Origin of the sequence: Arcanobacterium wilhelmae, from assembly GCF_029632765.1 — a bacterium.
Taxonomy (GTDB): Bacteria; Actinomycetota; Actinomycetes; order Actinomycetales; family Actinomycetaceae; genus Arcanobacterium; species Arcanobacterium wilhelmae.
In genome coordinates, this window is record NZ_CP121247.1 from 23,928 (window position 1) to 50,059 (window position 26,132).

Sequence of the window (26,132 nt, forward strand, 5' to 3'; positions counted from 1 at the left end):
AATATGGGAGTCACAGTAGATGACTTCATTATTAACGTCAATAACTGTGACGTCAATATCCACGTACTCTGTAAACTCGCGACTTATCATGAAGTCTTCATTCAAGCGTTTGGGTGAGTTTTCTGCAGATCCTCTACACAACAGATGTGTTGATGGGAATGTGAGCGTTCATGCCGAGCGACACTCGTAACAGAATGCTGAGACACTGAAACTTAGGCAACCCTCATTTGGTAGGTTGGGAGCGTCAGATTTTACACTCTGCGATTTTGGAGATCCCCTATGAAACTCTTCGCTCGCACAGCGGCAACGGTTGCCGCTTGTGCCCTCATCACCACCCCACTCACCGCGTTCGCTGCAGATGCGAACGGAACTCCCGCACCGGCGTCGGCGGGTGGCAACGTTGTCACCCTCGATCTTTACACGCTGACGGATGTTCACGGGCACATCGAACTCGTGGAAAAGAAGGACAAGAAAACCGGCAAGTCGCGCGTGACTGAAGCTGGTTTGGAAAAGATGGGGTGCTTCCTCGACGCTGCTCGAGGTAAGCACCCTGATTCGTCGTTTACCCTACTGGGCGACAACATCGGTGCCTCGCCCTTCACCTCCGGCTCGCTCCTCGATAATCCCACGATTGCTGGCCTGAACGAGCTCAAGCCGGTGGGTTCGACGATCGGTAACCACGAGCTCGATCTCGGCCAGGAAGCGTTCAAGGCGCGCGTGGACGGCTCCCAGCCCGAAAAGTTCCACCAGACCGCCTTCCCCTACCTCGGCTCGAACGTGACCGGCCTGGGTAACTGGACCAACACAGAGGGCAAAACCGTCCCTTACCTCGGCGAATACGCCGTGTGGGAAGCCCCGGAATCGCAAGTGAAGGTGGCGTTCATCGGCGCGATTGCGGAAGATGTTCCCTACAAGCTCAGCCCCGGCACAACTAAGGGCATGACTTTCGGCGACCCCGTGAAGAAGATCAACACGCTCGCTGAGAAGCTCAAGAAGGACGGCACGGCCGACGTCGTTGTGGCGATGCTCGACGACGACGTGAAGAACAACTTCCCGAAGATGGGTGCGCACGTGGACGGCATCATGGGCGGCGACACCCACGTCCCGTACGAGTTCGACGCCGTGAACTCCACAGAAAAGCTCAAGTCAGCGAATCCGCATCTCGCGGGCGTTGCCTCCGGTTCTTACACCGATAACATGGGCCTGATTTCGATCTCGTTCGATACGGCCGCCAAGAAGGTGGTCTCGGCGGATGCGAAGCTGATCCCGGCGTCGGAAGTCGCCAAGTGCGATACTTCCGCTTCGCAGTCGGCTCCGAAAATCAAGGCGATCGTTGACAAAGCCGTTGCTGATTCGAAGGCAAAGGGTGCCGAGCCGATCGTGAAAAACGTGAAGGGCGAGTTCCGCCGTGGCGTGTTCACGACGGCGTCGGGTGCAACCGACCCGGGCTCGAACCGCGGAATCGAATCCTCGCTTGGCGATCTCGTGGCGGATTCGCTTCGCGATCGCGTGATTACGAAGAGCGGCGCAAAAGCCGATATTGGCATCATCAACGCCGGCGGCCTGCGCGCCGACCTCGTCCCCACGAACGGCGTGATCACCTACGCCGATACCTTCGCCGTGATGCCTTTCTCGAACGCGATCGGATACGTGACGATCACGGGCGCTGATTTCGTCAAGGCGCTCGAACAGCAGTGGAAGACGAACCTCAACTCGCAAAACTCACGTCCGATGCTCAAGCTCGGTATTTCCTCGAACGTTTCCTACACGTACGACGTCACCAAGCCGTACGGCAAGCGCATCACCTCGGTGACGGTGAATGGTAAGCCGATCGACCTGAAGAAGAAATACACCGTCGGCTCGGTGACCTTCCTCCTCGCCGGCGGCGACACCTTCGACGCGCTCACGGCCGGTGGTGACTTCGTGACCACCGCGAACCTCGATCGCGACGAGTTCAACACCTACCTCAAGGGGCTCGAGGCGGCGAAGAAACCGATCGTCGAGCGCATGGCGAAAGCGGCGATCGGCGTGAGCCTGGATCGCACCGCAGTGAAGAACGGCGAGAAGGTGAAAGTTGCACTGCGTGGCCTGTCCTTCTCCGAGGGTCCTGCGATCACGAAGGGCGTCAAGGTTTCCCTTGGTGGCGCACCGGTTTCGGCGAAGGTGAACAATTCGCTCGTGGATGCGGATGCCAACTCCGAGAAGGCTGTGATCTCTACCGACGGCGCCGGCCAAGCGACCCTCGAGGTTCCGGTTTCGGCCAAGTGCACGGCCAAGGGTGGCGAGGTGAAGGTGCCGCTCACGGTGGCCACTGACTTTGCCACCGTCGTCGCGCCCGAGGCGGGCCTGTCAGTGAGCGTCGATTGCGGCGCACCTGCCACAGGCGGTCAGGGCGACGCCGGTTCGGCCGGCAAGTCCGGAAAGAACGGCAAGTCGGGCCACGTTGGCAACGCCGACGCCGGTGCTCAGGCGACTCCCAAGGGCAACGGCCCGCTGGCCTACACTGGCGCCAATGTTATCGGCCTGGCGCTCGGCGCACTTGCACTCGCCGCGGTCGGCGCAGGTGCTGTGCGCGCAGCCACGCGCAAGCGCTGATCGAGCATCGCGAATACATGAATGTGCCCCAGGAGGGAGTTCCTCCTGGGGCACATTCATGTGACTTCCAGTATCAGGCCTGGCCGTTTTCCTTCAGATCATCGGCGCGCTCCTGGGCCTTCTCGGCCACGCGGGCAACGCGATCACCGGCGGTCTCAACGCCGTCCTTCACGGCGTCGGCGGCAGCCTGCGCCGTTTCCTTCGCGGTCTCAGTCTCTTCCTCAAGATGATCCTTCAGCGCCTCAGCGCCGTCGTGATCTTCCTTGGTGAGATCCTCCCAGTACGACTCCGCCCACGGATCGTTCACTGGCTTCGAACGTTGAACCAGCACGTACACTGCGCCGGCGGCTGCGCCGAGCAGAGCAACGAAACCGAGCTTCTTGAGAACTCCGCGCTTCTTCTTCGCTGGCTTGGCCAGTTCCTTCTTGGAAACGGCCACAACATCCTTCGCGCGCGAAGCAAGATCGCCCTTGCCGTTGCGTGCCTCCTCGAGGGCGGCCTCTGCCGCACGCTGGGCACGCGGGTAGTAATCCTCGCGAACCTTCGTTGCCGCGACGGCGGCGCGGGCCTGCGCGTCCTCCACGTACGGCTGCGCGGCGGCGCGGGCATCCTTGGCGGCTGCCTGAACCTTGGCCGTGGCATCATCGACGTAAGGCTTGGCATTCTTGGCCGCTTCCTTTGCGGCCGCCTGCACCTTCGCAGCCGCATCATCAACGTACGGCTTAGCGTTCTTCGCGGCGGTCTTCGCCGCTTCCTGGACGCGGGCGGTGGCATCCTCAACGTACGGCTTGGCGGTGTGGACGGCGTCCTTTGCTACCTCCGACACCTTCACCGCCGCCTCCGCGGCCACCGGGACGATCTTTTCGCTGGCGGCCTCGGCCCATGCACGCGCCTTCGTGGCGAGATCGTTCAGGTTGTCGGCGGCGCTGTTCGCTGCGGCAGCGGCCGTATCCTTTGCCTTGTCCTTCGCGGACTTCTTGAAAAGACCCATGATTTTCCCTCCGTTGTGGATCTGGATATGATCCTGCTTCACACCATCTTTCCATCTTGGAGCGCATTCCGCATCAAACTACGCCCGCAACCGCCCCAAATTTCGCCAACAGCAAGCGCCGCGCGCCGGCGTCGTGGAAAATACCGCCCGCGATGTGCGAAAATAGCGGCCATGGAAGCAATTATGCATACGACGAAGGGCGATATTCGCCTCGAGCTGTTCCCGGCCCAGGCGCCGGAAACGGTTGCGAACTTTACTGAACTGGCCACCGGCAAGCGCGAGTGGACCGATCCTGCCACCGGCGAGCGCACCTCGCGTCCGCTGTACGACGGCGTGGTGTTCCACCGCGTGATCGACGGCTTCATGATCCAGGGCGGCGATCCGCTCGGTACCGGCACCGGCGGCCCGGGCTACACGTTCGACGACGAGATCGCTCCCGAGCTCACGTTCAACGAGCCATACGTTCTTGCGATGGCGAACGCCGGCACCCGCATGGGCCACGGCACCAACGGCTCGCAGTTCTTCATCACGGTTGCGCCCACCACCTGGCTTCACGGCAAGCACACGATCTTCGGCACAGTTGTGGATGAGGAGTCGAAGGCCGTTGTGAACGCGATCGCCACCACCCCGGTGGATGGCCGCGATCGCCCGCTGGAGGATGTTGTGATTACCTCCGTTGAGGTTTCCGAGTAATCGTGTCTGATTCGTTCGATGCCGCTCCCCGCTCCGGGGAGCGGCACTTTCATCTCGACGTTCCGCCGGTCACGGGCGCGCTGGCTGCCGCCTGCGTAGTGCTGGCCGGCGTGGATTTCCTGGTGCCGTCTATTGGCTACGAGCTCCTGTTCTATCCGCCGCTTGCACACCTTCAGCCGTACCGTTACGTGACGAGCGCATTCCTGCACGCGGGTTTCGTGCACCTGCTGTTCAACATGTACGCGCTGGTGTTGATGGGGCGGATGCTCGAGCCGCTACTCGGCAAGGTGCGTTTTGGCGTGCTCTATCTGCTCTCGGCGCTCGCGGGTAACGTGGCTGTGGCCGTGTGGGTTGGCACGTACGGCAACCCCGACGTCATCACCGTAGGCGCTTCGGGCGCCGTGTTCGGACTGTTCGGCGCGTACGCGGTGCTGGCTCGCGGTTTCGGCGCGAAGGATAGCGGAATTCTTGGTTTGATTGCGATTAACCTGGTGCTCGGTTTCGTGATCCCTGGGATTTCGTGGGAGTCGCATGTGGGCGGGCTTGTGATCGGCGCGCTGCTTGCGTGGTTGTGGCTCGTTGCCCGACGTCGGAGTGCTTCTGCGACCCGCGTGTGGCATGTTGCGATCGGCGTGGGCGTGTTCGCGGCGCTCGTAGGATTGGCGGCAGTTTTCTGACGACGTCGGGCGTGAGTTGTGTGGAGATATTTCCCTGGCCTTCGGGCTGGGGAAATTTTTTTATCCACATCCTGTGGATAAGTTGTGGATAAAACACAGGTGCGTAATTACATCGATGTAACTCTCGGTGTGATCAGGGAAAACTCGCAGTTCTTCGCCCATGGAAAAGCCCATTATCCACAGTCTGTGGGTAACTTGTGGAAAATGACATGCGTGTAATTCGCAGGAAGGTGGAAATCTCCGCCCTCACAGATACCGGCCTGCTGAATGCCGGGAATGAGGCACAGCCAGTTAACGGACATAAAAAGTGAGGACAGCCGAAGCCGTCCTCACTGAGATTGAAATGGGCGAGCGGTTACTCTCACGATTACGGGGCTGCAGCCAGGTGCCTGTGACCTTGCAGGGAAAGCAACCCAGCTCCTCACGACGCGGGAAATCGCTCGCGGAGGCGCTTACTTCCAGCCCATCGTCATCAAGAAGCCCACCATCATCGCGCCGATGCCGATGAACAAGTTAATGTTGCCGTTCGACAGGCCCGGGATCGGGTACTGGCCTTGGGTCACGTAAGCCGTCACAACAAAAATCAGGCCGACAAACGCGAACACCAGCATTGTGGGAACCCACCAGCGCGGGGAGACGTCCTTCATCTTCGGTTCCTTGTTCGAGCGGCGCGCAGCGGCCTTCTCGTGCTCGATCGTTTCCTTGCGCTTCTTCGACTCCGGCATGGACCGTACCTTTCAGACAAACGTGGATGTGTGGCGCGGGGCGCCGTTACTGCCATCTAGACTACCGGGACGCCCGCCTAAATGCGAAAAGACCGGCGATTTGGCACGAGTTTCGCCAGCGAACGTGTGTGTTGAGCGCGAACCTCACCTCCGACGTCGCCGACGGGAGGCGACCGTCGGCGGAACCCACCGGCGTCGTCTGCGACTCGCGCCGTACGCTCCTAGCGGAGGGCGAGAGCTGGGTCTCTGGAAAATGCGCGCAAGGCGCGACTAATATCAACACATAACGTAAAACAAATGGAGGAAATTCGTGGCACAACGAAAGCATTCCGTGTTCTCCGTGGTGCTCGGCGTCATCGGTGAACTACTCATCACGGCGGGCGTCCTCATCGGCCTGTTCATCGTGTGGCAGGTGTGGTACACCGACATCGCCGCAAACAAGCTCCAAGCCGAAACGGTAGAGAAAACCGTGAAGGAATGGGGAGAACCGCCGGCGTTGAAGATTGGTAAACCGCAATACACGGATCCGCACATCAAGGACGCCAAACCAAAGAAAGGCGAGATCCTCGGAATCATGCGCATCCCCGCCTTTGGTTACGGCTTCGAATACACGATCCGCGAAGGCGTGGACATGGAGTCGATCCTGGATAAGGGTAACTTCGGAAAGTATGCGAACACTGCCATGCCCGGCCAAGTCGGAAACTTCTCCACTGCCGCGCACCGCCAAACGTTCGGTGCGCCCATGCGCAACGTCGCCGAACTGAAAGACGGCGATCCGATCGTGGTAGAAACGAAGGATAAGTACCTCGTTTACCGCGTGACCACTGCGGATCTGATCGTGGATCCGTCGAAGGTGGAAGTGGTGGCACCCGATCCCTACAAGGCGATAGCCGACCACAACCCGAACTCGGAAGGCGCGCTGAACCCCACGCGTCGCCTGCTGACTATCACCACGTGTCATCCGCCGTTCGTCTCCAATGAGCGCTGGATCATTCACGCCGAACTCGACCACTGGGTCGATCGCGCAGACGGCCGTCCTATCGAAATCGTCGACCCGCAAGAAGTGCCGAAGGACTACAAGGGCCCCAAGCCGCTCTCGCCGTCGAACCTCTCCACCCGAACCATCGACGCGCAAGGCGCGCCGCAAAGCAAGGAGTCCTAATGTACGGAGCACTCTGGCGTGCACTGCCCGGCCCGAAGTGGCTAAAAGCAATCGAAATGCTTATCCTCTTCGCAGCGGTCGTCTATCTGCTGTTCGAATTCGTGTTCCCCTGGCTACAAGAGAACTACCTGATCATCGACAACACGGTGGGCTGACATTCAATCAGCGGTGAATGTCTCGCAGGCTCGCCGCAAAATGTCTCGCAGGCTCGCCGCAAAATGTCTCGCAGGCTCGCCGCAAAATGTCTCGCAAGCTCGCCGCTACGAGTGGTGAAAGCACCCTGCGAATAATGGGGGAGGGGCCGGCAGGAATTTTTTCCTGCCGGCCCCTCCCCCATGTATCCCCGCGGGATTACTTCGTTGAGCTCGGTGAAGGCTGCGGCGCCGGCGCATCCGGCGTGCTCGCCTGCGGATCTGGTTCCGGCGTGGACTGCTGCTCAGGCGCCACGGCCACGATCAGCTCCACCGAAACATCGTACGGTTGCTGGCCAGGGCCAGGCGTCATCCCAATCACGGTACCCGGTTCCACCGTCGGATTCGTCTCCTCAACCACCGTGATCTGGCGGATCTTCAGCTCATCACGGAGCACCGCCATCGCCTTATCCTTTGGCAGGTTACGCACATCCGACAGATCCACCTGCCCCGAGGCCACCACGAGATTCACTTCGCTGCCGCGCTTGACCGACGAACCCGCCGCCGGATCGGTTTCCACAACAAGATCACGCGCAACGCCTGGCGTGTTGCGAGCATCGACGCGGTTCACCTTCAGTCCTGCTGCCTCGAGGGTTGCACGGGCTTCGTCCTGAGGCATTGTGCCGCTCGTAACGTCCGGCACCTTCACATCGCCGACGCCGAGCGAGAAAATCACCTCGACTGTGGAGCCCTTTGCCACGTTCTCGCCGATCGCCGGCGACGACGAGACAAACTTTCCAGCCTCCACTTTCTGATCCTCGACAGCCTTGCCGATCGTCATCTTCAGACCCACAGCCTCAAGCGCACGCCGTGCCTCGGTTTGGTCCATATTCGACAGATCCGGGACCGCTACCTGCTGGGCGACCGAGGCCGTCGGCGTCGGCGCGGGATCAGAACCCGATCTCGACACGGCCCACACGATTCCCCCGATCGCCAAAGCAAGCAGAACGACGCCGAGCACGATATATGCAACGGATCGCTTTGAATTGTTTGCCGGTGCAGCAGCGACCGGGGTCGCGGACGTCGTCGTATTCGTCAGCTCCGCCGCCGCCATGGTTTGAGTCGGCGCCGACGTCGGGGCAGGAACCGGAGGCGTACGCTGAGCCCAGGTAGTCACGGCCGGAGCGCCAACCCCCTGGCCGCGGATCGCGGCCAGAAGCTCGGAACGCATCTCGGCCGCGCTCTGGTAACGATCCTCGCGCTTCTTCGCCAAAGACTTCATCACCACGCGATCAAGCACATCCGGAATATCCGGAGCGATCGAGCTCGCTGGCTTCGGCGGCTCCGACACGTGCTGATAGGCCACCGCAACCGCGGAATCGCCCTGGAACGGCGGCTTGCCCGTGAGGAGCTCGTAGAGCACACAGCCTGTGGAATACAGATCCGAGCGGGCATCGACAACCTCGCCGCGCGCCTGCTCCGGGGAAAGATACTGGGCCGTGCCCACCACCGAATTCGTGGAGGTCATTGTGGCCGAGGAATCCGCAACCGCCCGGGCGATCCCGAAGTCCATCACCTTCACCTTGCCCTCCGGCGTGAGCATAATGTTGCCCGGCTTGATATCGCGGTGAATGATACCCTCGCGGTGAGAATACTCGAGCGCGGAAAGCACGCCCACCACGATCTGCACGGCCTCATTGATCGGCAGGGCATCCCCGCCACCCACAAGCTTGGAGACCGTGCGCCCACGCACATACTCCATCACGATGTACGGCAGTGAATACGTGTTGCCGTTCGGGGAAAGGGTCTCTTCCTCGCCGGTGTCGTACACGGCCACGATCGCCGGATGATTCAAGGCAGCAGCACTTTGAGCCTCGCGCCGGAAACGCGCGAGGAACGTGGGATCCGTGGCTAAGTCCGAACGGAGCACCTTGATGGCAACCGTGCGCGAAAGCCGGCGATCCCGCCCGAGATGCACTTCGGCCATGCCGCCACGGCCGATCAACTCACCGACCTCGTAGCGTCCGCCGAGTATCTGAGGAATATCCGTCATAACTCTTTCTCTCCCACTTTGCACAGTCTGCTACTGACCTTATTAGGAAACGCGCGTGCGCACCTAACTTTGCACGTTGCAGTTCGGTTACAAATCATTTCGTCACCGCCCCGATCACAGCCGCGGCGATCGGGCCGGCATTGTATCCGCCGTCGCCGCCGTTCTCGACGAAGGCAGCAACCGCAACCTTCGGGTGATCGGTTGCGTCAAACCCAACGAACCACGAGTGTGGCTCGACGCCCGCCTTGATTTCGGCGGTTCCGGTTTTTCCTGCCACCTGCACCGATTTCAGTGCAGCTCGGCCGCCAGTTCCCTTATTGACGACGTCGATCATCATCTCGCGTAGCGCGCTCGCGGTTTGCGCGGAGAACGGCCGCGAATACTCACTTGGCGAGGTGGTCGAGATTGTTGCCAGGTCGGATGTCATCGTGGATTCCACGAGGTACGGCTTCATCAGCACGCCCTTATTGGCCACAGCCGCCGCCACCATCGCCATCTGGAGTGGGGAAACCTGGATATCGCGCTGGCCGATTGAATCCTGTGCGAGAGCGGCGAGATCCTGCGGCTGCGGGAAGCGGCTCGGGCGCACCTGCAACGGTATGGACAGGCTTTTTCCGAAGCCGAGAGCGTCGGCGATCGTGTTCATTTTTTCGTAGCCGAGATCGTGGCCGGCCTTGGCAAACGTCGTATTACACGACTGCAAGAACGCTTGACGCAACGGAACTTGCCCGGAGCCGTCGCCACAGCGTTCCTCACCTGGATTCGAGATCGCCACCGACGTGCCGTTCGGCGTGTAGTGATCTGGCGCTGCAACTTTACCGTCCGGCGTCGCGCCGTTCTCAAGCATCGCGGCTGCCGTGATGATCTTGAAGCTGGAGCCGGGCGCGTAGAGATCCCCGCCGATCGCTCGGTTGAGGAGCGGTTTGCGTTCGTCTGCGTTCAGTTCCTTCCACGCGTCCTGCGCAGTGGCCTTCTTGTGGGATGCGAGGAGGTTCGGGTCGAAGCTCGGGCGCGAGACGAGTGCGAGGATACGGCCCGTTTCCGGCTCAATCGCGACGACGGCGCCGCGGCGGTTGCCGAGCGTGTCCCAGGCCGCCTTCTGTGCGGCCGGGTTGATTGTGAGTTCGACTCCTCCTCCGGAGGGTTGCTTGCCGGTGATGAGATCCGAAATGCGCTGTGACAGGAGTGAATCGTCAGAACCGCCGAGTACCGAGTTTTGTTGGCGTTCGAGGGCGGTCATCGCATTGAACACTACCGAGAAATAGCCGGTGATTGGCGCGTATAGCGGGCCGTCGGCGTAGGTGCGCAGGAACTTATACGGATCGTCCACACTTTCGGAGCCGGCGATGGGCTTTCCGGCCACGACGATTGGGCCACGATCGGTGCCGTATTCGCGGTAGAGCGTGCGCACGTTACGGGAGTCGGCATTCAGCTCAGGGGCCCGGAAGAATTGGATGTAGCTCGCTGCTGCCATGAGGGTCAGGAACATGAGCAGCACGACCGCTGTGAGTTTGCGAAGCGGCGGGTTCACAGGCGAACCACCTCCGTGAGTTGAGTATTTTGATCGTCGTCGTCGCTAGTGCCTGGCTCGGTTGCGCGGGCCGCGGAATCGGCGGTGTCGTCTTCGCGAAGCTCGGACGGAAGCTGGCCGGTAGAAATCGATGAGAGCGGGGTCGACGACGGGGTGAACGGCCGGCGTGCGGCGTCGGACATGCGCAACAGGAGGCCGGCGATCATCCAGTTTGTGAGGAGCGAGGAGCCGCCGAGCGCGAGGAACGGCAGGGCGAGGCCGGTCAGCGGGATCACGCGGGTGACGCCGCCGACCACCACGAACACCTGCAGAGCGATCACGAAGCCGAGGCCGGTGGCCAGGAGCTTGCCGAAACCGTCGTTGAGGTGGAGGCCCGCATTAAAAGCGCGCGCAACGAACAACAGGTACAGGCACAAGATCACGAGCAGACCCGTGAGACCGAGTTCCTCACCGAACGAGGAGATAATGAAATCGGAGTTCGAGGCGTACACGAGCGTGGGGTAGCCGCGCCCCCAGCCAGTGCCAAACAGACCGCCGCTTGCCATGCCGAACCAGCCGTTAACGATCTGGAATGAGCCGCCTTGGGCATCGTAGAGAGCCGGATCCATTGCGTGGAGCCACACGTTGAAGCGGGCTCGCACGTGCGAGGCGAGCTGCACAATCACCCAGATTCCCCCCGCGGTGAGCAGACCGCCGATCGCCAGCCAGCTCACGCGTTCGGTGGCCACGTACAGCATTGCCACGAACAGGCCGAAGAACAACAGCGCCATGCCGAAGTCTTTTTCCATCGCAAGGAATCCCATGCAGGCGAGCCATCCGATCATGAGCGGAAGGATGTGGCGAAGGCGGGGGAGCTGTAGGCCGAGGAACTTCTTCCCGGCCAGCGAAAGATTATCGCGTTGTGCCACGAGGTAGCCGGCGAAGAATACGGCGAGGAAGATTTTTGCGAGCTCGGCAGGCTGGAAGGAGAAACCGGCGACGCGGATCCAGAGATTTGCGCCGTTGATGGTCACGCCGATCCCGGGCACCATCGGCAACAGCAGGAGAATCATACCGGCGATCAGGGAAAGATACGTGTATCGGCGTAGTTTGCGATGGTCGCGAAGGAGCGCGAGTGTTGCGAGCATGAGTACGGCGCCGACGGCAGTGAGGAGCATCTGCCCTGTGAGCTCGGCTTTCCCTCCGCGGGCAACGAGCGCGAAATCGATTCGGTGGATCATCACGAGGCCGAGTCCGTTGAGGAGCACTGCGATGGGCAGAATCAGCGGATCTGCCCAGGGTGCGAGGAAACGTACCCCGAAATGGAGAACGAGAACTACGACGGCTGCCGCGCCGCTCACGAGTGCGAAGTTGTTGGGCAGGATATGGGAGGCTCCTGCTCCGCCGTTCACTCCCACGTGAACGAGAACCCACGCCATCAGCACTGCGAACAGCGCGAGGATGAGGAGGAAAAGTTCAGTTCCGCGGCCTTTGCGGGTGGTTTTCGCGGTGACGACGCTCATTCTCCGCCTCCGTTCGTTGTGGGTGTGAGGGAAGCCGACGGTGAAGAGCTTGGCGACGCCGGTGTGCCAGCTGGCGACGGCGTCGAGCTGGGTGCCGGGGAAGGGGCGACTTTTTGTTTCTCAAGGTCCTTCACGGCTTGCAGAGCATCTGGGAGAGAAGAGCGAGTGATGGGGCTCTCGAGGAGACGCTGGCGGGCAACTTCAGACAGGTCGCTCATCGACAGTTCGGTGTCCATCTTGAGTGAGGAAAAATCAATCGGTCCCAGATGTTGCGGAATTCCCTGGTAAATCGCCACTTTTCCGTTGTGTTCGGCAACGAAGTACTGCGATTGCGTCCATTTGTAGCCTGCCAGAGCACCCGTGATGACGAGTGCGATAATTCCCAAAGACGCGGACAAGCGAGCCACCCACCGCCGGCGCGGGGGAGCTTGTTCTTCGACGTCGTCGGCGAGTTCTTCGCGCTTCGTGAGTGCTGCGGCTCTGCCAGCGGCGCCACGCCCGAGCCGCGACGGCTTGCGTTTTGCGGCCGCGGAGCCAACGACGACGGGGCCGCGATCGTAGGACTGCCCCGACGACGGCAGCACCTCCGCGATCACGACTGTGACGTTATCCGGTGCCCCGGCAGCCAGCGCCAGGTCGATGAGCTTCGCACCGGCGTCGGCGATTTCTGGGGCACTGAGCACTTCAGCGATTGTTTCATTGGAGACGACGCCGAACAGGCCATCGGAACAGAGCAACCAGCGATCGCCGACCACAGCTTCGCGGATCGATTCGTCGAGCTCAAGAGGCTCCGGAGAATCGCCAATATTACGCATGATGACGTTGCGTTTGGGGTGATGGGCGGCCTCTTCAGGCGTGAGTTCACCGTGATCGACCAGGTATTGCACCAGCGTGTGATCGCGGGTGACTTGTGTGAGTTTGCCGTCGCGAAGAAGGTAGGCACGCGAATCGCCGATATGGACCATCGCGAGCTTATTCGAGGTTCGAAGAACCGCAATGCAGGTGGTTCCCAGGCCGGCGAGTTCTTTCTTTTCCCGCGCCCGCTCGATCAGTTCCTCGTGGGCCTCCGCAAGGGTGCGGCGTAGTAACGGGAGGAGATCGTCAGCCTGATGTGTATCGTCGATAGTAGCCAGGTGTGCGATCGTCACCGATGAAGCGATATCGCCGCCCGCAGCGCCGCCCATACCGTCGGCCAACACCAGAAGGTTCGTCGAAGCGTAACCGGCGTCCTGGTTCGATTTACGAACCAGCCCGACGTCGGAAAACGCAACGTATTTGAACTGAACGCTCATTGAGCCAGCTCCATCGTGGTCTTCCCGATCGTCACTCGCGAACCCGGGTGCAACGGAACTGGCGCGTAGATACGCTCCGAACCGAGCCACGTGCCGTTCGTTGAGTTCAGATCCTCAATCCACCACTGGCCGCCCTCGTTGTAGAAGCGGGCGTGGCGAGAAGATGCGAAACCGTCGTCGAGAACGAGGGCCGAATCGGGCGAACGGCCAACCGTGATCGACGCCGTGCCGAGCGGAAGCGTGGTGCCCGTGAGCGGGCCAGCCACAACAACGAGCCGTGGCCGCGCGGGGGTGTGGCCGGCCGGCGTCGTTGGCGTTTCTCGGCGCTGTGCGCGCCGCGCCAACGCCGCCGCCTTCCGCTCGGAGGCCGAGCCGCGCTGGCCGCGATCGGCGACGCGCGTGCCGAAAACATCGCCTCGGATCGTTTGTAGCACGAGCAAAACGAACAGCCACAGCAGTGCGAGGAAGCCGAAGCGTAAAACAGTAAACAGGATCGCGCTCATAGGGCCTCCGGGGAGGTCCAGAACATGATTTTCGTGCGGCCGATCGTGATCGTGTTGCCGTCCACCAGTGTTGCGGCCGTGATTCGGTGGCCTTCGACGAACGAGCCGTTCGTCGTGTTCAAATCTGTGGCGATTACGCCGCCCGGGGTGATTTTGAGCTCGAGGTGACGGCGAGAGACCCCCGAATCGTTCACGACGATATCTGCGCTCGAGCCGCGCCCGAGTACCGTGACCTGGCCCGTGAGGACGTAACGCTCGCCGGCGACGTCGATCACTGGGTTTTCAGGGGAGGCGTCCGTCGTCGTCGCGGGGGCGGCCGCGCCACGACGTGACGAGCCGTGTACGGAAATCTTGCCTTTAACCAACTCCGCAGAGGACGCGAACTTTACGCGAACCGGGCCGAGGAACGTGTAGCGCTGGTCGCGCGCGTAGGCGACGGCGGCGCTCGCGAGCTCGGCTCGCAGTGAATCTTCGCCCCAATCCGCGAGTTTTTCCGAATCCTCCGAGGAGAGGGTCACGATGAAATCGTTCGGGGCGATCACACGATCGCGGCTCATTGCGGCGGCGCGATCATCCATGCACTTCTTAATGCCGCTGACCAGTTCCACCGGCTTGAGCTCAGTGTGGAACGCGCGCGAAAAAACGTTGTCGACAGCGCTTTCAACTTTGCGCTCGAGCCTTTCAAATGCGCCCATGAACCGCTCCTCTATGTCCTGAAAACAAAAATTGTCCACTACAACAGTACTTGTTTCCAGGCCCGGGGTCACTCACCTCACGGGCGGAAAGCGCGGTTTTTCGCTCTCGGCCGCGGGTCGGGTGCTGGGAGAAGGTCAGCGCCGGAGGCGTGTTCGTGTGTGACAGCTCACCGGTACCGGCGAAGTGTGTGGTTTGCGCCGGTGGCCGGTGCGTGGGTAATATGTGTGTTTGTTGCTCATGCTCGAGTGGCGGAATTGGTAGACGCGCACGGTTCAGGTCCGTGTGGTGGCAACACTGTGGGGGTTCAAGTCCCCCCTCGAGCACCAGATAAGATCCCCAGTCGTTTGGCTGGGGATCTTTTTGTTCCAATTTTTTCTGACACTTGTGACGTGATCGGGGTGGTGTGTGGTGTGAATGGGTATAAAGTCGTGGAATATATGCGCGGGGCTGTACATTTAAAACGGTGCAATGTGGCGCGTGTCATCCTGTAGTAGGACGCAGGTCCTAGCCAAAGGTCCTGGAAGCGATTTTTGTGACGACACATGCTTCGAAACTAGTCGCCAACTGTTTCCTTCCCCCGGACGCTCGGTGTACCGTCTACGTGAAAGCGCGCACCGGCGTCGTCGGAGCGCAACGGAACCGCCAACGCGGATCCGCACAAACATTCAAGAAAGGGGCTACGTTTCGTGGCTACTCAGGTTTACAAGACCCTGTCGAAGATCGTCGGCATCGTGCTGCTGCTCGTCGGCATCGGCGCACTCATCGGCGGAATGTTCGCCAACTCGTTCATCAAGTCGCAGCTCGAGGACCAGCACATCATGTTCCCGCCGGCTGAGGCGATCAATGCCCAGGTTGAGAAGGGTGCCATCTCCAAGGAAGACGGCGAAGCAATGATGCAGTACGCTGGCGAGACCCTCGTGACCGGTGACCAGGCCAAGGTCTGGGCCGACAACTTCGTTGGCGCTCACATGCGTGGCGCCGCTAAGCGCGCCGGCCTCGAAGGCGACAAGGCCAACTACTCCGCCATCGGCCAGGCTGCCGACAAGGCAAAGGAAGAGCTCACGGCTGCGATCAAGGCTGCCAACCCGAACGATGACGAGAAGGTTCTCGCCGCCAAGACCAAGGCTGAGATGATGAATCCGCTCTCGAAGTACCCGGAGGCTCAGAAGGCGTCGCAGCTTCAGTCGCTGCGCATCGACACCTTCCTCAACGGCAACACCATCCGCGGCATGCTACTCAATGCTTATGGCTGGGGTCTCGTTGGAAAGATCGCCAACATCGCGGGCATCGGCCTGATCATCGTGGGTATTCTCCTTGCTGCGTGGGGCTTCGTCCCGTCCAAGAAGAAGAACGCCTGAATGCAGCGTTAGCGCTCGCGCGAGCGCGAAAAGTGCCGGGGTTGCGGCGAAGCAACCCCGGCACTTTTTGCATGCGCGGTTTCCCGACGCCGGGTTACGGCCAGCGGACCGGCATGCGCCGGACAATCGCCCACGAGGCAGCGACAGCACTAGCCGATCCTGCGAGGAGCACGAGCGTCCACGGACCTGGTCCGGTCAGCCCAGCGGCTGTGAAGGTTGCACTGATATCCCACATCGCCTCGCCGGTGGCGAGGTATCGAACGAGGATCATGACGGCGATCGCCAGGGTAGTTGCGAGCGTAGCGACCACGAGCCCCGCCGTCGTCCGCAGCCACCCCCAGCGCAGGAACGCGTAGCCGAGGGTGATACCAACCAGCCACAAGAACGCGACCAAGGCGACGTTGAACGCGAGCGTTGAAGGGCTCACGCCGTCAAGCCGCAGATGATCAAAGTGCGCTGCTGCGGCCCACAGTGCCCCGACGGCGGCGGTCACAATAGCAAGCGTCAGGGCGGCAATGGTGACCACGCAACGGAAGCTCTCCTTACGTGTGGCGCCGGCGGCGAAGTGCGCGCGGGTCATGTACGTATACTGGCCGGCCCAGATCGCCCCCATATATCCGCCGATAATAATCAGGCGTGTCGATCCGAAAAAGAGCAGTGAGGGCGCCGGGCTTTCTTGTGTGATCCACGGGATGGAGTCCGGCGAGTAATCATCGAGTGACCACATGAGGAGGACCGCGAGCACGAAACCGACTATGAGGGCAACGATCCAAAGTAGCCACTTTTTCGTGTGGAGTCGGATGAGTTTCATGACGTTACTTCCTTCCTGTGGGCATCCGGCGAATGATGAACCAGGCGATCGCGGCCGGCACGAGCACCCAGAACGCGGCGGTTTGGTTCATGGCGATGGCGGGGTCGGCGGAGAAGGCTACGCGCCACAGCCGCGCGCCGACGTCGAAGAGCTTCCTACCCCACTCGTACTCGACAACACTGAATCCGAATGAGTACCTAGCGACGGAGACGGACCATAGGCCGAAGAGAGTCCACAGCAGCTTGCCGAGCCCGTAGCGTTCGTAGAACACTCCCAGCGCGAAGGTGACGGCGAAGAACGCCAAGTTCACGAGTGGCACGTAGATGTACATCCACGGCGTAGCACCGAGGACGGCGCGAGGATCGAGCGCGTTTCCTGCCTGCAGGAACGCAAACGTGAGCACCGTGTTGATCGCGGCAAGCGCGACGGCGACGGTGGCGGCTGCCTTCGCGATCTCGCGGCGCGGCACACCGGCGCCGAGGCGCGGATTGACGCGGTCGGCCACCATCGCAGCGAAGGCCAGCGAGACAATGAAGAGGATGTAGCCCATCCCCGCGGCGAGGTTCCACGGCCCTCCAATGTTGACCAGGGGGATCGCAAGCGTTGGGTCGGAGAGGTCTGCCCCGGGCGGGAAGAGGCTCGGATCCGGCATTTCATTTGGATAAGCGTTCAAGGTGCCGAACGTTTCGGAGCCGACCACGATGGACACGGACTGCCCGAACGACCCGTTGAGCAGGCGATACAGCCCGAGCCCGAGCACAAAGAGAGCGATCACTGCGGGCGCGACCCAGCGCAGCGGGCGCAGGTCGCGTTTGGCAAGAGTGGCGAGCATGTCACGCCTCCTCGCCGGTGTTAGTTGGAGTTCCATCGACGCCGGTGGCGCCGTTTGCGTCGATACGCTTGAGTACATTCGTTCCCGAGATTCGCTGGGTGATGTGGGCAAGGATCGAGGTGAGATCAGGAACCCCGGCTTCGCGAGACACCGCAACGCCAGCGAAAGACGCGCGAACGTCGTCGGCGGTGCCGGAGGCCGCAAGCTGGCCGTTCTCGATGATCCACACGTCCTCGATGAGATGCTCAATCTCCTCGACGTTATGCGAGGAAATAACAATCGCGCGCGGGTGAGCGATGAAATCCTGCAGGAGCACGTCGTAGAAATCGCGGCGGAGCACGGCGTCCATGCCGAGGTGGACCTCGTCGAAGATCGTCAGCGGCGCGCGCGAGGCGATGCCGAGAGCTGCCGATACCGCCGACTGCTGGCCGCGCGAAAGCTGATTCGGCCGCTTGTCTGTGGGGATTTCCCACGCCTCGAGCAGGCCGTCGGCGAGCTGGCGGTTAAACGTAGGGCGCACATCCTCCCACAGATCCAGGGAGGTGGAGACTTTCGCGCTCGAGAAGAGCGGAGTAGCGTCCGAAACCAGCGCGACCTGCGGCATGACTTGCGGGTTCTCCCAGATCTGCTCAGCGCCGAGCGTGATCTCGCCCGTGAACGGATGCTGCGCGGCGATTGCGCGCGCCAGCGTTGACTTACCCGAGCCGTTGCGGCCGAGCAGGCCCGTGATCACGCCCGGGCGCAGGTTTGCGCTGATACCGCGGATTGCCTCGAACCTCCCGTAGCGCACGTGGACGTCCCTGAGTGCGACGCCAGCCGATCGGTTCGCGCTCGGGGCCGGCGCCGACGTCGTCGGGCTGGAAAGTGCGGAATCGTTGCCGGAGTTGGGGGTGAGCCCGTCAAAGTTGCTGTTCATTGTTCCTCCAGGATTTTCTGGGTGAGGGTGACGATTTCTTTTGGCGTGAAGCCGTAGGCGAGGCCGGCGCGGACAGCCGGTGCGAGGAGCTCGGCCCGGTAGGTTTCGCGGCCGGCCGCTCGCAAGATGGTGGGTGCTTCGTCGGTCACAAACATGCCGATCCCGCGCTGCTTGTACACCAGGCCCTCGGCAGTGAGGGCCGCGAATGCCTTGTTCGCGGTTGCCGGGTTGATCCGGTACGTGGTGGCGTATTGGGTGGTGGACATGAGCTGATCGCCGGGTTTGAGCTCACCGGAAACGATGCGGCGGCGGATGTCGTCTGCGATCTGCACGTAGATCGGCGACGACGAATCGAAGGTCAGCATGCGCACCTCCTTCCCTTATGGGTTAGTTACATAACTAATTAACCCACAAACGTGCCGAGCCGTCAAGTGCACTGGTTGTGGCGTGTGCACAACTCTGTCAATCGGGCCAGGCATGGAAATAATTACCATGCCTGGCCCGATTGACAGAGTTGTGCACATGTTTTGTGCACTGGGTGGGCGGGTTGCGGCCGGAGCTGATGGGCTGGAGGGGGTGCCGCTTCAGAGCGTAAAGGGGGAGGCTCCGCGCCGAAAGGCGTGGAGTGGCCCTCCCAGGAGCTCAGAAGTGGCACCCCCGGAAGCGCACGTCTTACGAGTCTTTGTCGCGCAGGATGCGGTCCGCATCCGGATTTGCCGCGGTGCCACGGTGCCGCCTGATCCGGCGCGCCCGCTCCATCGACTTCACGCGCAAAGCTTTGAGCTTCTCTGAGCGCAATCGAGCACTGAGGTCCATCGCCTTAATCGGTAGCATCCAATGGAAGCGCCGCGCGAGCAACCCAAATACAACGCAAATGGCGATCGCGAGGCCCATGCCCAGCTCGTACATTCCGTGGCTCTGGAACACCACCATCAGCCCCGCCGCGATCACAGAAAACGTGGCATAAAGCGGGTTAGAACCGAAAACAGCGGGCCGTCGGCCAATCATCACGTCGCGGTAGATTCCGCCCATCACGGCCGTGATCGTGCCCAGGAAGATCGACGGCACCGGGTTCAGCCCCGCCATCATGCCCTTCGCGGCACCGGTAGCAGACCAGCAGCCCAGCGCCCCGACGTCGGCCATCGCGAGCAGCCGGCGCGCCCAGCGCCCATCGAGCGGCACGAGATACGCGAACACGGCCGCGCCGATCGCGCCCCACAGGTACCACGGGTCCGTGAGCGCCACCGGGAAACCGATGCCGAGCAGTGCGTCGCGGGTCATTCCGCCGCCGAGCGCGGTGACGATCCCCAGCGCGAGGAAGCCAAACATGTCGAATGCGAGCGAGCGCGCGAGGGTCGCGCCGATCAAGCCGTTTGCGATCACACCCGCCACATCCACGATCCTGAACAGGGTCTCCGGATCCACGCTCGCCTCCTTCGGATAGTTCTTTCCCGACGCCGGTGTGCCCGGCTCGCGCACAAACCGGGCTGAGTTGCGTGGCCAGGAGCCCCGACGTCGGCGCCGGAGTACAGCCTAGTAGATAAAGAAAATGGCCGGCAACGAGCCGGCCACTTTCGAAAAGCTGAATGCTTAAGGATCAGTCCTCAACCCAGCGATCCAGGGCGTACTGGTAGGCCTCCGAATCGTGATCGCCGCGGACGATCAGGGCCACGAGCTCGACCTTGCCGTTGTGCTCGTCGAACCAGTCGTCAACAGCCTTGAGCGCGATCTGAGCCGACTCCTCGAGCGAGAAGCCGCCGATGCCAGTGCCGATCGCAGGGAACGCGACCGACTTCACGTCGGCAACCTGGGCTGCGAGGTTCAGGCACGCAATGTACGTATCGTAAAGCTCCTTGAGGCGATCCTCGTGGTTGCCGCCGGAAGCCTTGGGCGACACGGCGTGGATCACGTACTTCGCCGGGAGACGGTAGCCACGCGTGATCACGGCCTCGCCGAGCGGAAGCTCCTCGATGCCTTCAATTTCCTTGATTTTCTTCAGATCCGACTTGATCCACGGACCACCCTGGGTGTGGATCTCGGAATCGATGCAGTGATCGAAGGGCATCGGGCAACCGGACAGATCCGGCATCGCGGAAGTCACCATGGCGTCCACCACGAGCTGCTCGGAATCGCCGCGGTAGAGCACCACGGAGCCGGCGTGCGTGTAATCGGATCCCGGATCGAGATCGATCACGCGGCGCAGGCTGTTGACCTCGATGCGGCCATGGCGGCCCATGCGGCGCCACAGGAGCGTGTCGATTGCGCGGGAGGTGATCGGGTCGAGATCGCCTGCCGGGCGCTCCGCCAGTTCCGTCTTGAGCCACAGATCAAGGCCCGCATCGGTGGAGAGGTTCGCCGACATTCCGCCGGTGTGCTTCTTGTCCTTCAGGCCGGCGAGGGCCGTGAGGAGAAGATCGTGGGTGGCGCGGTCGTCGTTTTCGGCCGCAGGTACCGGCGTATCGAGCTTGATCGCTTCGCGGTAATCGTTCAGTTTCAGCATTCTTTCCCTTTCACAGAGCTACACCTAGATTACCCAACTGGTGCCGTAGTCTAAAGCCATGGCACCTGGTTTTGACATTGATGAGTTTCTCTTCGGCACGCCTTCCGCAAAGAACGGCACCGAAGTTCCGACTAACGTCCCCTCTTCAGCAGTTTCCGACGACGCCGGTTCAGCAGTTTCCGACGACGCCGGCGCGCCGCCCGCAAGCGCAGCGCGGCTCGACGTTCCGGTCACGTCGCGTCTGGACCGGCCGTTCGACGTCGGCGAGGATGAGAAAGCTGGTGGTTCGGGCGCGGCTGGCGCACCGGCGTCGGGAACGGTGGTCCCCGCGGAAACTGGGCGCGCGGGCGCGCCGGTGGGCAAGCCGAAGCCCGGGTTTGACCTGGTGATCGCCACGGACGGTTCCTGCTCGGGGAATCCTGGGCCGGGCGGCTGGGCGTTCGCCGAGCAGAAAACTGGGCAGTGGGCGAGCGGCGGCTCCCGCAAAACCACGAACAACGTGATGGAGCTGACGGCGCTCGTCGCCGCGCTCGAGTTCGCTGGGCCGGAGTCGAGTCTGCTGTTGCGTATCGACTCGCAGTACGTGATCAACTCGGTCACCAAATGGGCGAAAGGCTGGCGCAAAAAAGGCTGGAAGAAAGCCGACGGAAAGCCCGTAGCTAACCGCGAACTTATCGAACGCGCCCTCGAACTCTACGAGGCGCGCACCGGAAAAACCGAGGTGGAGTGGGTGCGCGGGCACGCCGGCGACGCCGGTAACGAGCTCGTCGATTCGCTTGCGGTTGCGCAAACCGAGGCGCATTCGCGCTAGGACACCCCCAAGGAGGATAGTTCTTCCGTACGCAGTGCAATACGCTTAGGGAAGCGAAAAACGTATTGAGAGGAATGCGAATGAAGAAGATCTCTGCGGCGATCGCCGCGCTGATGGTTGCCGGGTCGCTCGCGGCCTGCGGTTCGTCGAATCCGGCGTCGAGCGCAAGCCCAAGTGTGAGCGCGACTTCCACTCCGGCGTCGGCGCCGAGCGTGAAGCCCGAAAAGATGCCGGACGAAAAGGCGTACGTGGAGGGGCTGACGGCGCTTGTGGAGGCGCAGTCGAAGAAGAAGATCGCGGATCTGACCGCGCAAGAGCGCGATGCGTTCGACAAACTCGCCGCCTGCACGTACAAGGCGATGGCCGATAAGCAGGACGGCGCTTTGGCGAACGTGATCGCGAAGAAGGATGCCAAGGCCGCGCTTACCGCTGATTTCAACAAGAAATTCCAGGCCTACGGCAAACCGTGCGTGGAGCAGGTGGCAAAGACGCTGGCCACGCCGTCGGCGCCGGCCACGCCGGAAGCCAGCCCGAGCCAAGGGAACTGAGCCGGATATAGATGAGCCTGGTTCTCACGTCGTTTACACTGGGGGAATGACTAATTCAGCACCACGGGCCGAAAAGCGCCCGATTGAACGGACCTTCCACGGCGATACGGTTGTGGACAACTACGAGTGGCTCCGCGGCGACGAAACCGCAGCGCGCGAGCTGGTCGACGCCGAGAATGCGTGGTTTGCGCAGCGCACCTCGCACCTGGGCGATCTTGAGAAGAAAATCGTGGGCGAGATCGCGGCTCGCACGAAGGAAGCCGACGTCACTGTTCCCGTGCGCAAGGGCGGTTACTGGTACTGGACCCGCACCTTCGAGGGGAAGTCGTACCCGGCGTTCTCCCGCACGCGCGATACGGGCGTGCGCCCGGATCCGGAAACCATTGGCGACGCCGAGCAGGTGATTTACGACGCGAACGAGCTCGCCGAGGGAAAGGAATTCTTCTCTATCGGCGGCCAGGCTGTTTCCCCGAACGGCGAACTGATTGCGCTCGCGGTGGACAACGCCGGCAACGAGGAATTCGACCTCACGATCACCCGCATCGACACGGGCGAAGTGGTGGATTCCGCGCTTTCGAAGATCGTGTACGGCCTCGTGTTTTCGCCTGATTCGCAGCGCATCTACTACACGCGCGCGGACGCCGCGTGGCGCTCCTACCAGATCTGGGAGCATGTGATCGGCTCCGATCCGGCCACCGACCGCCTCCTCTACCAGGAAGACGACGAAAAGTTCTCCGCCTGGATGTGGGGATCGCGCGACGGCCAGTGGCTCATCATCCACTCCGCTTCCACGATGACCTCCGAGGTGCGCCTGCTCAACCTCGCCGACGCCGGAGCGGAACCTTTCGTGGTCTGCGAGCGTCGCGCTGGGCTCGATTACACGGTTGAGGTTGCCGGCGATCAGCTCCTGCTGTGGCACAACCTCACGAATGTTGGTTTCGAGGTGGCCAGCGCGCCGATCGGCGCATCCGCCCCCGAAAGCTGGACCTCCGTGATGCCGGCCGCCACAGGCGAGCGCATTATGGAAGTGGCCGCATTCGCCGATTTTGCTGTGGTTCTCCTGCGCGCGGAAGGCTCCACCACCCTGCGCGTTCTGCGCCGTGAGGAAGCCGCGGGTGCGGGCGAAAACGGCGCACCGGCGTCGGGCTGGAGCGCTCCGGAAGCGATCGACGCTCCCGAGCTTTCCTCGATCGAGCTGGGGGAAAACCCGCAGTGGGACGCGGAGTCGGTACTGTTCGTCACCGAGTCGCTGCTCGATCCGGTCACCACGAACGAGTGGACCGCAGCCACCGGCGAGGTGCGCGCGCTCAAGGTGCTCGACGTGCCCGGCTACGATCGCTCCAAGTACGTGCAGGTTCGCGAGTGGGCCACCGCCGAGGATGGCACCCAAATCCCGATGACGGTGGTCTACCGCGCCGATCTTGAGCGCGACGGCTCCAACCCGGGCTTCCTCTACGGCTACGGCTCGTACGAGATTTCGATCGATCCGTTCTTCGCGGCGAACCGCCTGCCGATCTTCGACCGCGGCATCGTCTACGCCATCGCGCACATCCGCGGCGGCGGCGAAATGGGCCGCGAATGGTACGAGGATGGCAAGTTCGACAAGAAGAAGTACACGTTCAGCGATTTTGTTGCGGCCGCACACCACCTGTTTGATACCGGCCTCGTCGATCCCGCGCGGCTCGCGGCCGAGGGCCGCAGCGCCGGCGGCTTGCTCATGGGTGCAATCACGAATCTCGCACCTGAAACGTTCCGCGTGGTTCATGCCGGTGTGCCATTCGTGGACGCCCTCAACACGATCCTCAAGCCCGAGCTTCCGCTCACCGTTGGCGAGTGGGAAGAGTGGGGTAACCCGATCGAATCCGAGCACATCTACCGCTACATGAAGGAATACTCGCCGTACGAGAACGTCCGTGAGGGCGCGCTCTACCCGGCGATCCTCGCAACGACGTCGCTCAACGACGTGCGCGTTTCGTACCTCGAGCCCACCAAGTGGGTACAGGTGCTTCGCGACAACGTGGTTAACGACGAGGTTGAGCGGCCAATCGTGCAGCTCACCGAGACGGTTGCCGGGCATGGCGGCGGCTCGGGGCGCTACAAGAAGTGGGAGGATCGCGCCCGCGAACTGGCGTTCATCTTCGACCAGCTCGGGATTACCGAGTAGGCGCTGGAGAGCGTGAGGCCGGGGAGCAGTTGGGCTGCTCCCCGTCTTTTTCTCTCGATAGAAGTTTCATAGATATCGATAGAACCGTTTATAGACAGAGATAGACGGTTCTATCGATAAAAATCCGCATTCTATCGTGCTCTATCGATGAATTGATGAGATAGAAGAGTTGTGACAGGCCATCTCTGCGGTTTTTTGACTGAATAATCCCTCAGCGAGCTGGGTATCTGGGCAAAAATAACGGTTTGACAAAAACCATTGACACGTTTTGTTGAAAGTTTTACTATCTAAAACATGAAGAACGAAACTTTCACCGTGGCCGATGCGGCCCAGCTTGCCGACGCTATCGCGGCAGGCGCCCAGAATATTGTTATTGAAGGAACGATCGCCGGCTCGCCGTCGATCACGCTGCCGGAAGGCGCCACCCTCAGCGGTGGTGAGCTGAAGTTTACCGGCAAGGGCGTGCGCCTGACGAAGGACAACACGCTGCGCGACATCACGATCTCCACCGTCGATTACGAGGTGGCCGTGTACAACTCGAGCGAAGTTGCCGACGCCGGCACCCTCCGCCTCGAAAACGTCACCACCGACGGCCAGGTATACATCGCTGCCGAAGGTGCCACCAAGAAGATCCGCCTCGAAACCGACGGCGTGTTCGTGCGCACCGCGGACGTTCGCAGCCGTATCGATCAGCCGCACGGCTACGGTGTGGACGTACTCCAGGGCGCGTTTACCGCGTGGAACCGGCAGGCGGATTCCGACTCCGAGTTCACCGCAACCCTGAAGGGTATTTCTGCTGGCACAAAGGACGCTCCGGTGCGCGGCTCCGGTGTCTTCGTCGCTGGCTACGCAGACCGTGAGGGCAAGCTGACCGGTGGCGCCTTCCGCGCCGATCTCCTCGAGACCGGCGATGTGTACTCCGACGGCGGTATCGCACCTGGTACTCCGGACAAGATCACGGGCGGCGTGTTCGTGGTTTCCGGCGCGATCGTTGACCGCGTGGAAAACAACGGTGCCGTCACCACCTACGGTCAGAACGACATGGTGCTCGATCTGTGGGGCGACACCCCCGAGTGGATCGCTAACGCACCCATCACTTCGTACGGCGCTTCGGGCATTGGCTTCGTGAACTTCGGAAACATGGGTCACCTCGAAGTGAACGCCCCGATCGTGACGAACGGCGGCGGCGCTCGCGGCTTCAACGTCTACGACGGCACGATGGAATCGGCAGTGTTCGATTCGATCACCACCACCGGCGACGGCGCGATCGGCATCCAGGTCTCCAAGCCGATGGGAACAATCACTGTAAAGGGTGATGTCGCCACGACGGGCGGCGAGGGTACCTCGCTGGTCAAGGGCGTTCAGATGACACTGAAGGCGATCGGCGTCTCGATCAAGCCGGGCGCCGACGTCGCTGGTATCGACATCGCTGGAACCGTGCGTACCAAGGGCGCAAACCTCAACTCCTTCGAGATCCTCGAGGGCGCGAAGGTGGGTACGCTCAAGGTCGGTGCAGTTGAAGCCGACGGCGAAGGCTCGAAGCGCGTGGAGATCACCGGCGAAGTTGCCGAAGGTGGAATTGAGTAGATTCGGCCGCTGCTCGCAGTGACGCTTACATAACTCCGGAGGTGGTGGAGGTTT

General features: G+C 61.8%; 24 protein-coding genes and 1 tRNA gene. 11 read left to right on the top strand and 14 right to left on the bottom strand.

The features are described 5' to 3' along the window. Positions 1 to 279: 279 nt before the first annotated feature. Complete coding sequence (locus P8A24_RS00135) at positions 280 to 2,595, top strand: bifunctional metallophosphatase/5'-nucleotidase (protein ID WP_278058497.1); 2,316 nt, start codon at positions 280 to 282, stop codon at positions 2,593 to 2,595. Positions 2,596 to 2,668: 73 nt separating this feature from the next. Here P8A24_RS00135 and P8A24_RS00140 read toward each other — a convergent pair whose 3' ends face one another. Continuing rightward, on the bottom strand, positions 2,669 to 3,628 hold the full coding sequence (locus P8A24_RS00140; RefSeq protein WP_278058499.1) for a hypothetical protein: 960 nt from the start codon (positions 3,626 to 3,628) through the stop codon (positions 2,669 to 2,671). A 129-nt stretch (positions 3,629 to 3,757) separates the two neighbouring features. Between P8A24_RS00140 and P8A24_RS00145 the strand changes: the two genes are divergently transcribed. Further along, entirely contained in the window at positions 3,758 to 4,279 is a 522-nt protein-coding gene (locus P8A24_RS00145; protein ID WP_278058501.1) for a peptidylprolyl isomerase, read from the top strand. A 2-nt stretch (positions 4,280 to 4,281) separates the two neighbouring features. Then, entirely contained in the window at positions 4,282 to 4,956 is a 675-nt protein-coding gene (locus P8A24_RS00150) for a rhomboid family intramembrane serine protease (protein WP_278058503.1), read from the top strand. A 452-nt stretch (positions 4,957 to 5,408) separates the two neighbouring features. On the opposite strand, the gene P8A24_RS00155 is transcribed toward P8A24_RS00150, so the two are convergent. Further along, positions 5,409 to 5,681, bottom strand: a complete 273-nt coding sequence (locus tag P8A24_RS00155) for a cell division protein CrgA (protein ID WP_278058505.1) — start codon at positions 5,679 to 5,681, stop codon at positions 5,409 to 5,411. 310 nt (positions 5,682 to 5,991) lie between these two features. Here P8A24_RS00155 and P8A24_RS00160 point away from each other — a divergent pair, with 310 nt between their 5' ends. Next, positions 5,992 to 6,843, top strand: a complete 852-nt coding sequence (locus tag P8A24_RS00160; RefSeq protein WP_278058507.1) for a class E sortase — start codon at positions 5,992 to 5,994, stop codon at positions 6,841 to 6,843. Beyond that, positions 6,843 to 6,998, top strand: a complete 156-nt coding sequence (locus P8A24_RS00165) for a hypothetical protein (protein WP_278058509.1) — start codon at positions 6,843 to 6,845, stop codon at positions 6,996 to 6,998. Before P8A24_RS00160 ends, P8A24_RS00165 begins: the two co-directional genes overlap by 1 nt. Before the next feature lie 196 nt (positions 6,999 to 7,194). Here P8A24_RS00165 and pknB read toward each other — a convergent pair whose 3' ends face one another. The 6 genes from pknB to P8A24_RS00195 all read right to left on the bottom strand — a co-directional run bounded on the left by pknB (position 7,195) and on the right by P8A24_RS00195 (position 14,550). Next, on the bottom strand, positions 7,195 to 9,027 hold the full coding sequence (gene pknB, locus P8A24_RS00170) for a Stk1 family PASTA domain-containing Ser/Thr kinase (protein WP_278058511.1): 1,833 nt from the start codon (positions 9,025 to 9,027) through the stop codon (positions 7,195 to 7,197). Positions 9,028 to 9,121: 94 nt separating this feature from the next. Continuing rightward, on the bottom strand, positions 9,122 to 10,558 hold the full coding sequence (locus P8A24_RS00175; protein WP_278058513.1) for a peptidoglycan D,D-transpeptidase FtsI family protein: 1,437 nt from the start codon (positions 10,556 to 10,558) through the stop codon (positions 9,122 to 9,124). Continuing rightward, positions 10,555 to 12,060 carry an FtsW/RodA/SpoVE family cell cycle protein gene (locus tag P8A24_RS00180; RefSeq protein ID WP_278058516.1) on the bottom strand — a complete coding sequence of 502 codons (1,506 nt, stop codon included), beginning with the start codon at positions 12,058 to 12,060 and terminating at the stop codon, positions 10,555 to 10,557. The genes P8A24_RS00175 and P8A24_RS00180 overlap by 4 nt, the downstream gene beginning before the upstream one ends. Further along, positions 12,057 to 13,352, bottom strand: a complete 1,296-nt coding sequence (locus P8A24_RS00185; RefSeq protein ID WP_278058518.1) for a PP2C family protein-serine/threonine phosphatase — start codon at positions 13,350 to 13,352, stop codon at positions 12,057 to 12,059. Before P8A24_RS00185 ends, P8A24_RS00180 begins: the two co-directional genes overlap by 4 nt. Further along, positions 13,349 to 13,855, bottom strand: a complete 507-nt coding sequence (locus P8A24_RS00190) for an FHA domain-containing protein FhaB/FipA (protein ID WP_278058520.1) — start codon at positions 13,853 to 13,855, stop codon at positions 13,349 to 13,351. Before P8A24_RS00190 ends, P8A24_RS00185 begins: the two co-directional genes overlap by 4 nt. Continuing rightward, positions 13,852 to 14,550, bottom strand: coding sequence for an FhaA domain-containing protein (locus tag P8A24_RS00195; RefSeq protein ID WP_278058522.1), 699 nt, complete (start codon positions 14,548 to 14,550; stop codon positions 13,852 to 13,854). The genes P8A24_RS00190 and P8A24_RS00195 overlap by 4 nt, the downstream gene beginning before the upstream one ends. Positions 14,551 to 14,790: 240 nt before the next feature. On the opposite strand from P8A24_RS00195, the gene P8A24_RS00200 reads away from it, so the two are divergent. Both P8A24_RS00200 and P8A24_RS00205 read left to right on the top strand, forming a co-directional pair. Beyond that, positions 14,791 to 14,877, top strand: a tRNA-Leu gene (locus P8A24_RS00200). Positions 14,878 to 15,237: 360 nt separating this feature from the next. Then, a complete protein-coding gene (locus tag P8A24_RS00205) occupies positions 15,238 to 15,909 on the top strand; it encodes a hypothetical protein (protein WP_278058523.1) in 672 nt (223 codons plus the stop codon). Between the two features lie 94 nt (positions 15,910 to 16,003). Here P8A24_RS00205 and P8A24_RS00210 read toward each other — a convergent pair whose 3' ends face one another. The 6 genes from P8A24_RS00210 to P8A24_RS00235 form a co-directional block, all read right to left on the bottom strand. Further along, positions 16,004 to 16,720: a hypothetical protein gene (locus P8A24_RS00210; RefSeq protein WP_278058524.1), complete on the bottom strand. Its 717-nt coding sequence runs from the start codon at positions 16,718 to 16,720 to the stop codon at positions 16,004 to 16,006. A 4-nt stretch (positions 16,721 to 16,724) separates the two neighbouring features. Beyond that, positions 16,725 to 17,552 carry a hypothetical protein gene (locus P8A24_RS00215; RefSeq protein WP_278058525.1) on the bottom strand — a complete coding sequence of 276 codons (828 nt, stop codon included), beginning with the start codon at positions 17,550 to 17,552 and terminating at the stop codon, positions 16,725 to 16,727. 1 nt (position 17,553) lies between these two features. Further along, entirely contained in the window at positions 17,554 to 18,468 is a 915-nt protein-coding gene (locus P8A24_RS00220; protein WP_278058527.1) for an ATP-binding cassette domain-containing protein, read from the bottom strand. Then, positions 18,465 to 18,833: a GntR family transcriptional regulator gene (locus tag P8A24_RS00225; RefSeq protein ID WP_278058528.1), complete on the bottom strand. Its 369-nt coding sequence runs from the start codon at positions 18,831 to 18,833 to the stop codon at positions 18,465 to 18,467. Before P8A24_RS00225 ends, P8A24_RS00220 begins: the two co-directional genes overlap by 4 nt. Positions 18,834 to 19,140: 307 nt before the next feature. After that, positions 19,141 to 19,893 carry a trimeric intracellular cation channel family protein gene (locus P8A24_RS00230; protein WP_278058530.1) on the bottom strand — a complete coding sequence of 251 codons (753 nt, stop codon included), beginning with the start codon at positions 19,891 to 19,893 and terminating at the stop codon, positions 19,141 to 19,143. A 172-nt stretch (positions 19,894 to 20,065) separates the two neighbouring features. After that, a complete protein-coding gene (locus tag P8A24_RS00235; RefSeq protein WP_278058532.1) occupies positions 20,066 to 20,968 on the bottom strand; it encodes a macro domain-containing protein in 903 nt (300 codons plus the stop codon). Between the two features lie 58 nt (positions 20,969 to 21,026). On the opposite strand from P8A24_RS00235, the gene P8A24_RS00240 reads away from it, so the two are divergent. The 4 genes from P8A24_RS00240 to P8A24_RS00255 all read left to right on the top strand — a co-directional run bounded on the left by P8A24_RS00240 (position 21,027) and on the right by P8A24_RS00255 (position 26,078). After that, positions 21,027 to 21,779, top strand: coding sequence for a ribonuclease H family protein (locus P8A24_RS00240; protein WP_278058534.1), 753 nt, complete (start codon positions 21,027 to 21,029; stop codon positions 21,777 to 21,779). 80 nt (positions 21,780 to 21,859) lie between these two features. Further along, a complete protein-coding gene (locus tag P8A24_RS00245; protein ID WP_278058537.1) occupies positions 21,860 to 22,327 on the top strand; it encodes a hypothetical protein in 468 nt (155 codons plus the stop codon). Between the two features lie 46 nt (positions 22,328 to 22,373). Further along, a complete protein-coding gene (locus P8A24_RS00250) occupies positions 22,374 to 24,491 on the top strand; it encodes a S9 family peptidase (protein WP_278058539.1) in 2,118 nt (705 codons plus the stop codon). A gap of 294 nt (positions 24,492 to 24,785) precedes the next feature. Beyond that, the gene (locus P8A24_RS00255; RefSeq protein WP_278058541.1) at positions 24,786 to 26,078 is read left to right on the top strand and encodes a hypothetical protein; all 1,293 of its coding nucleotides are present in this window, start codon (positions 24,786 to 24,788) and stop codon (positions 26,076 to 26,078) included. The last annotated feature ends 54 nt before the right edge of the window (positions 26,079 to 26,132 follow it).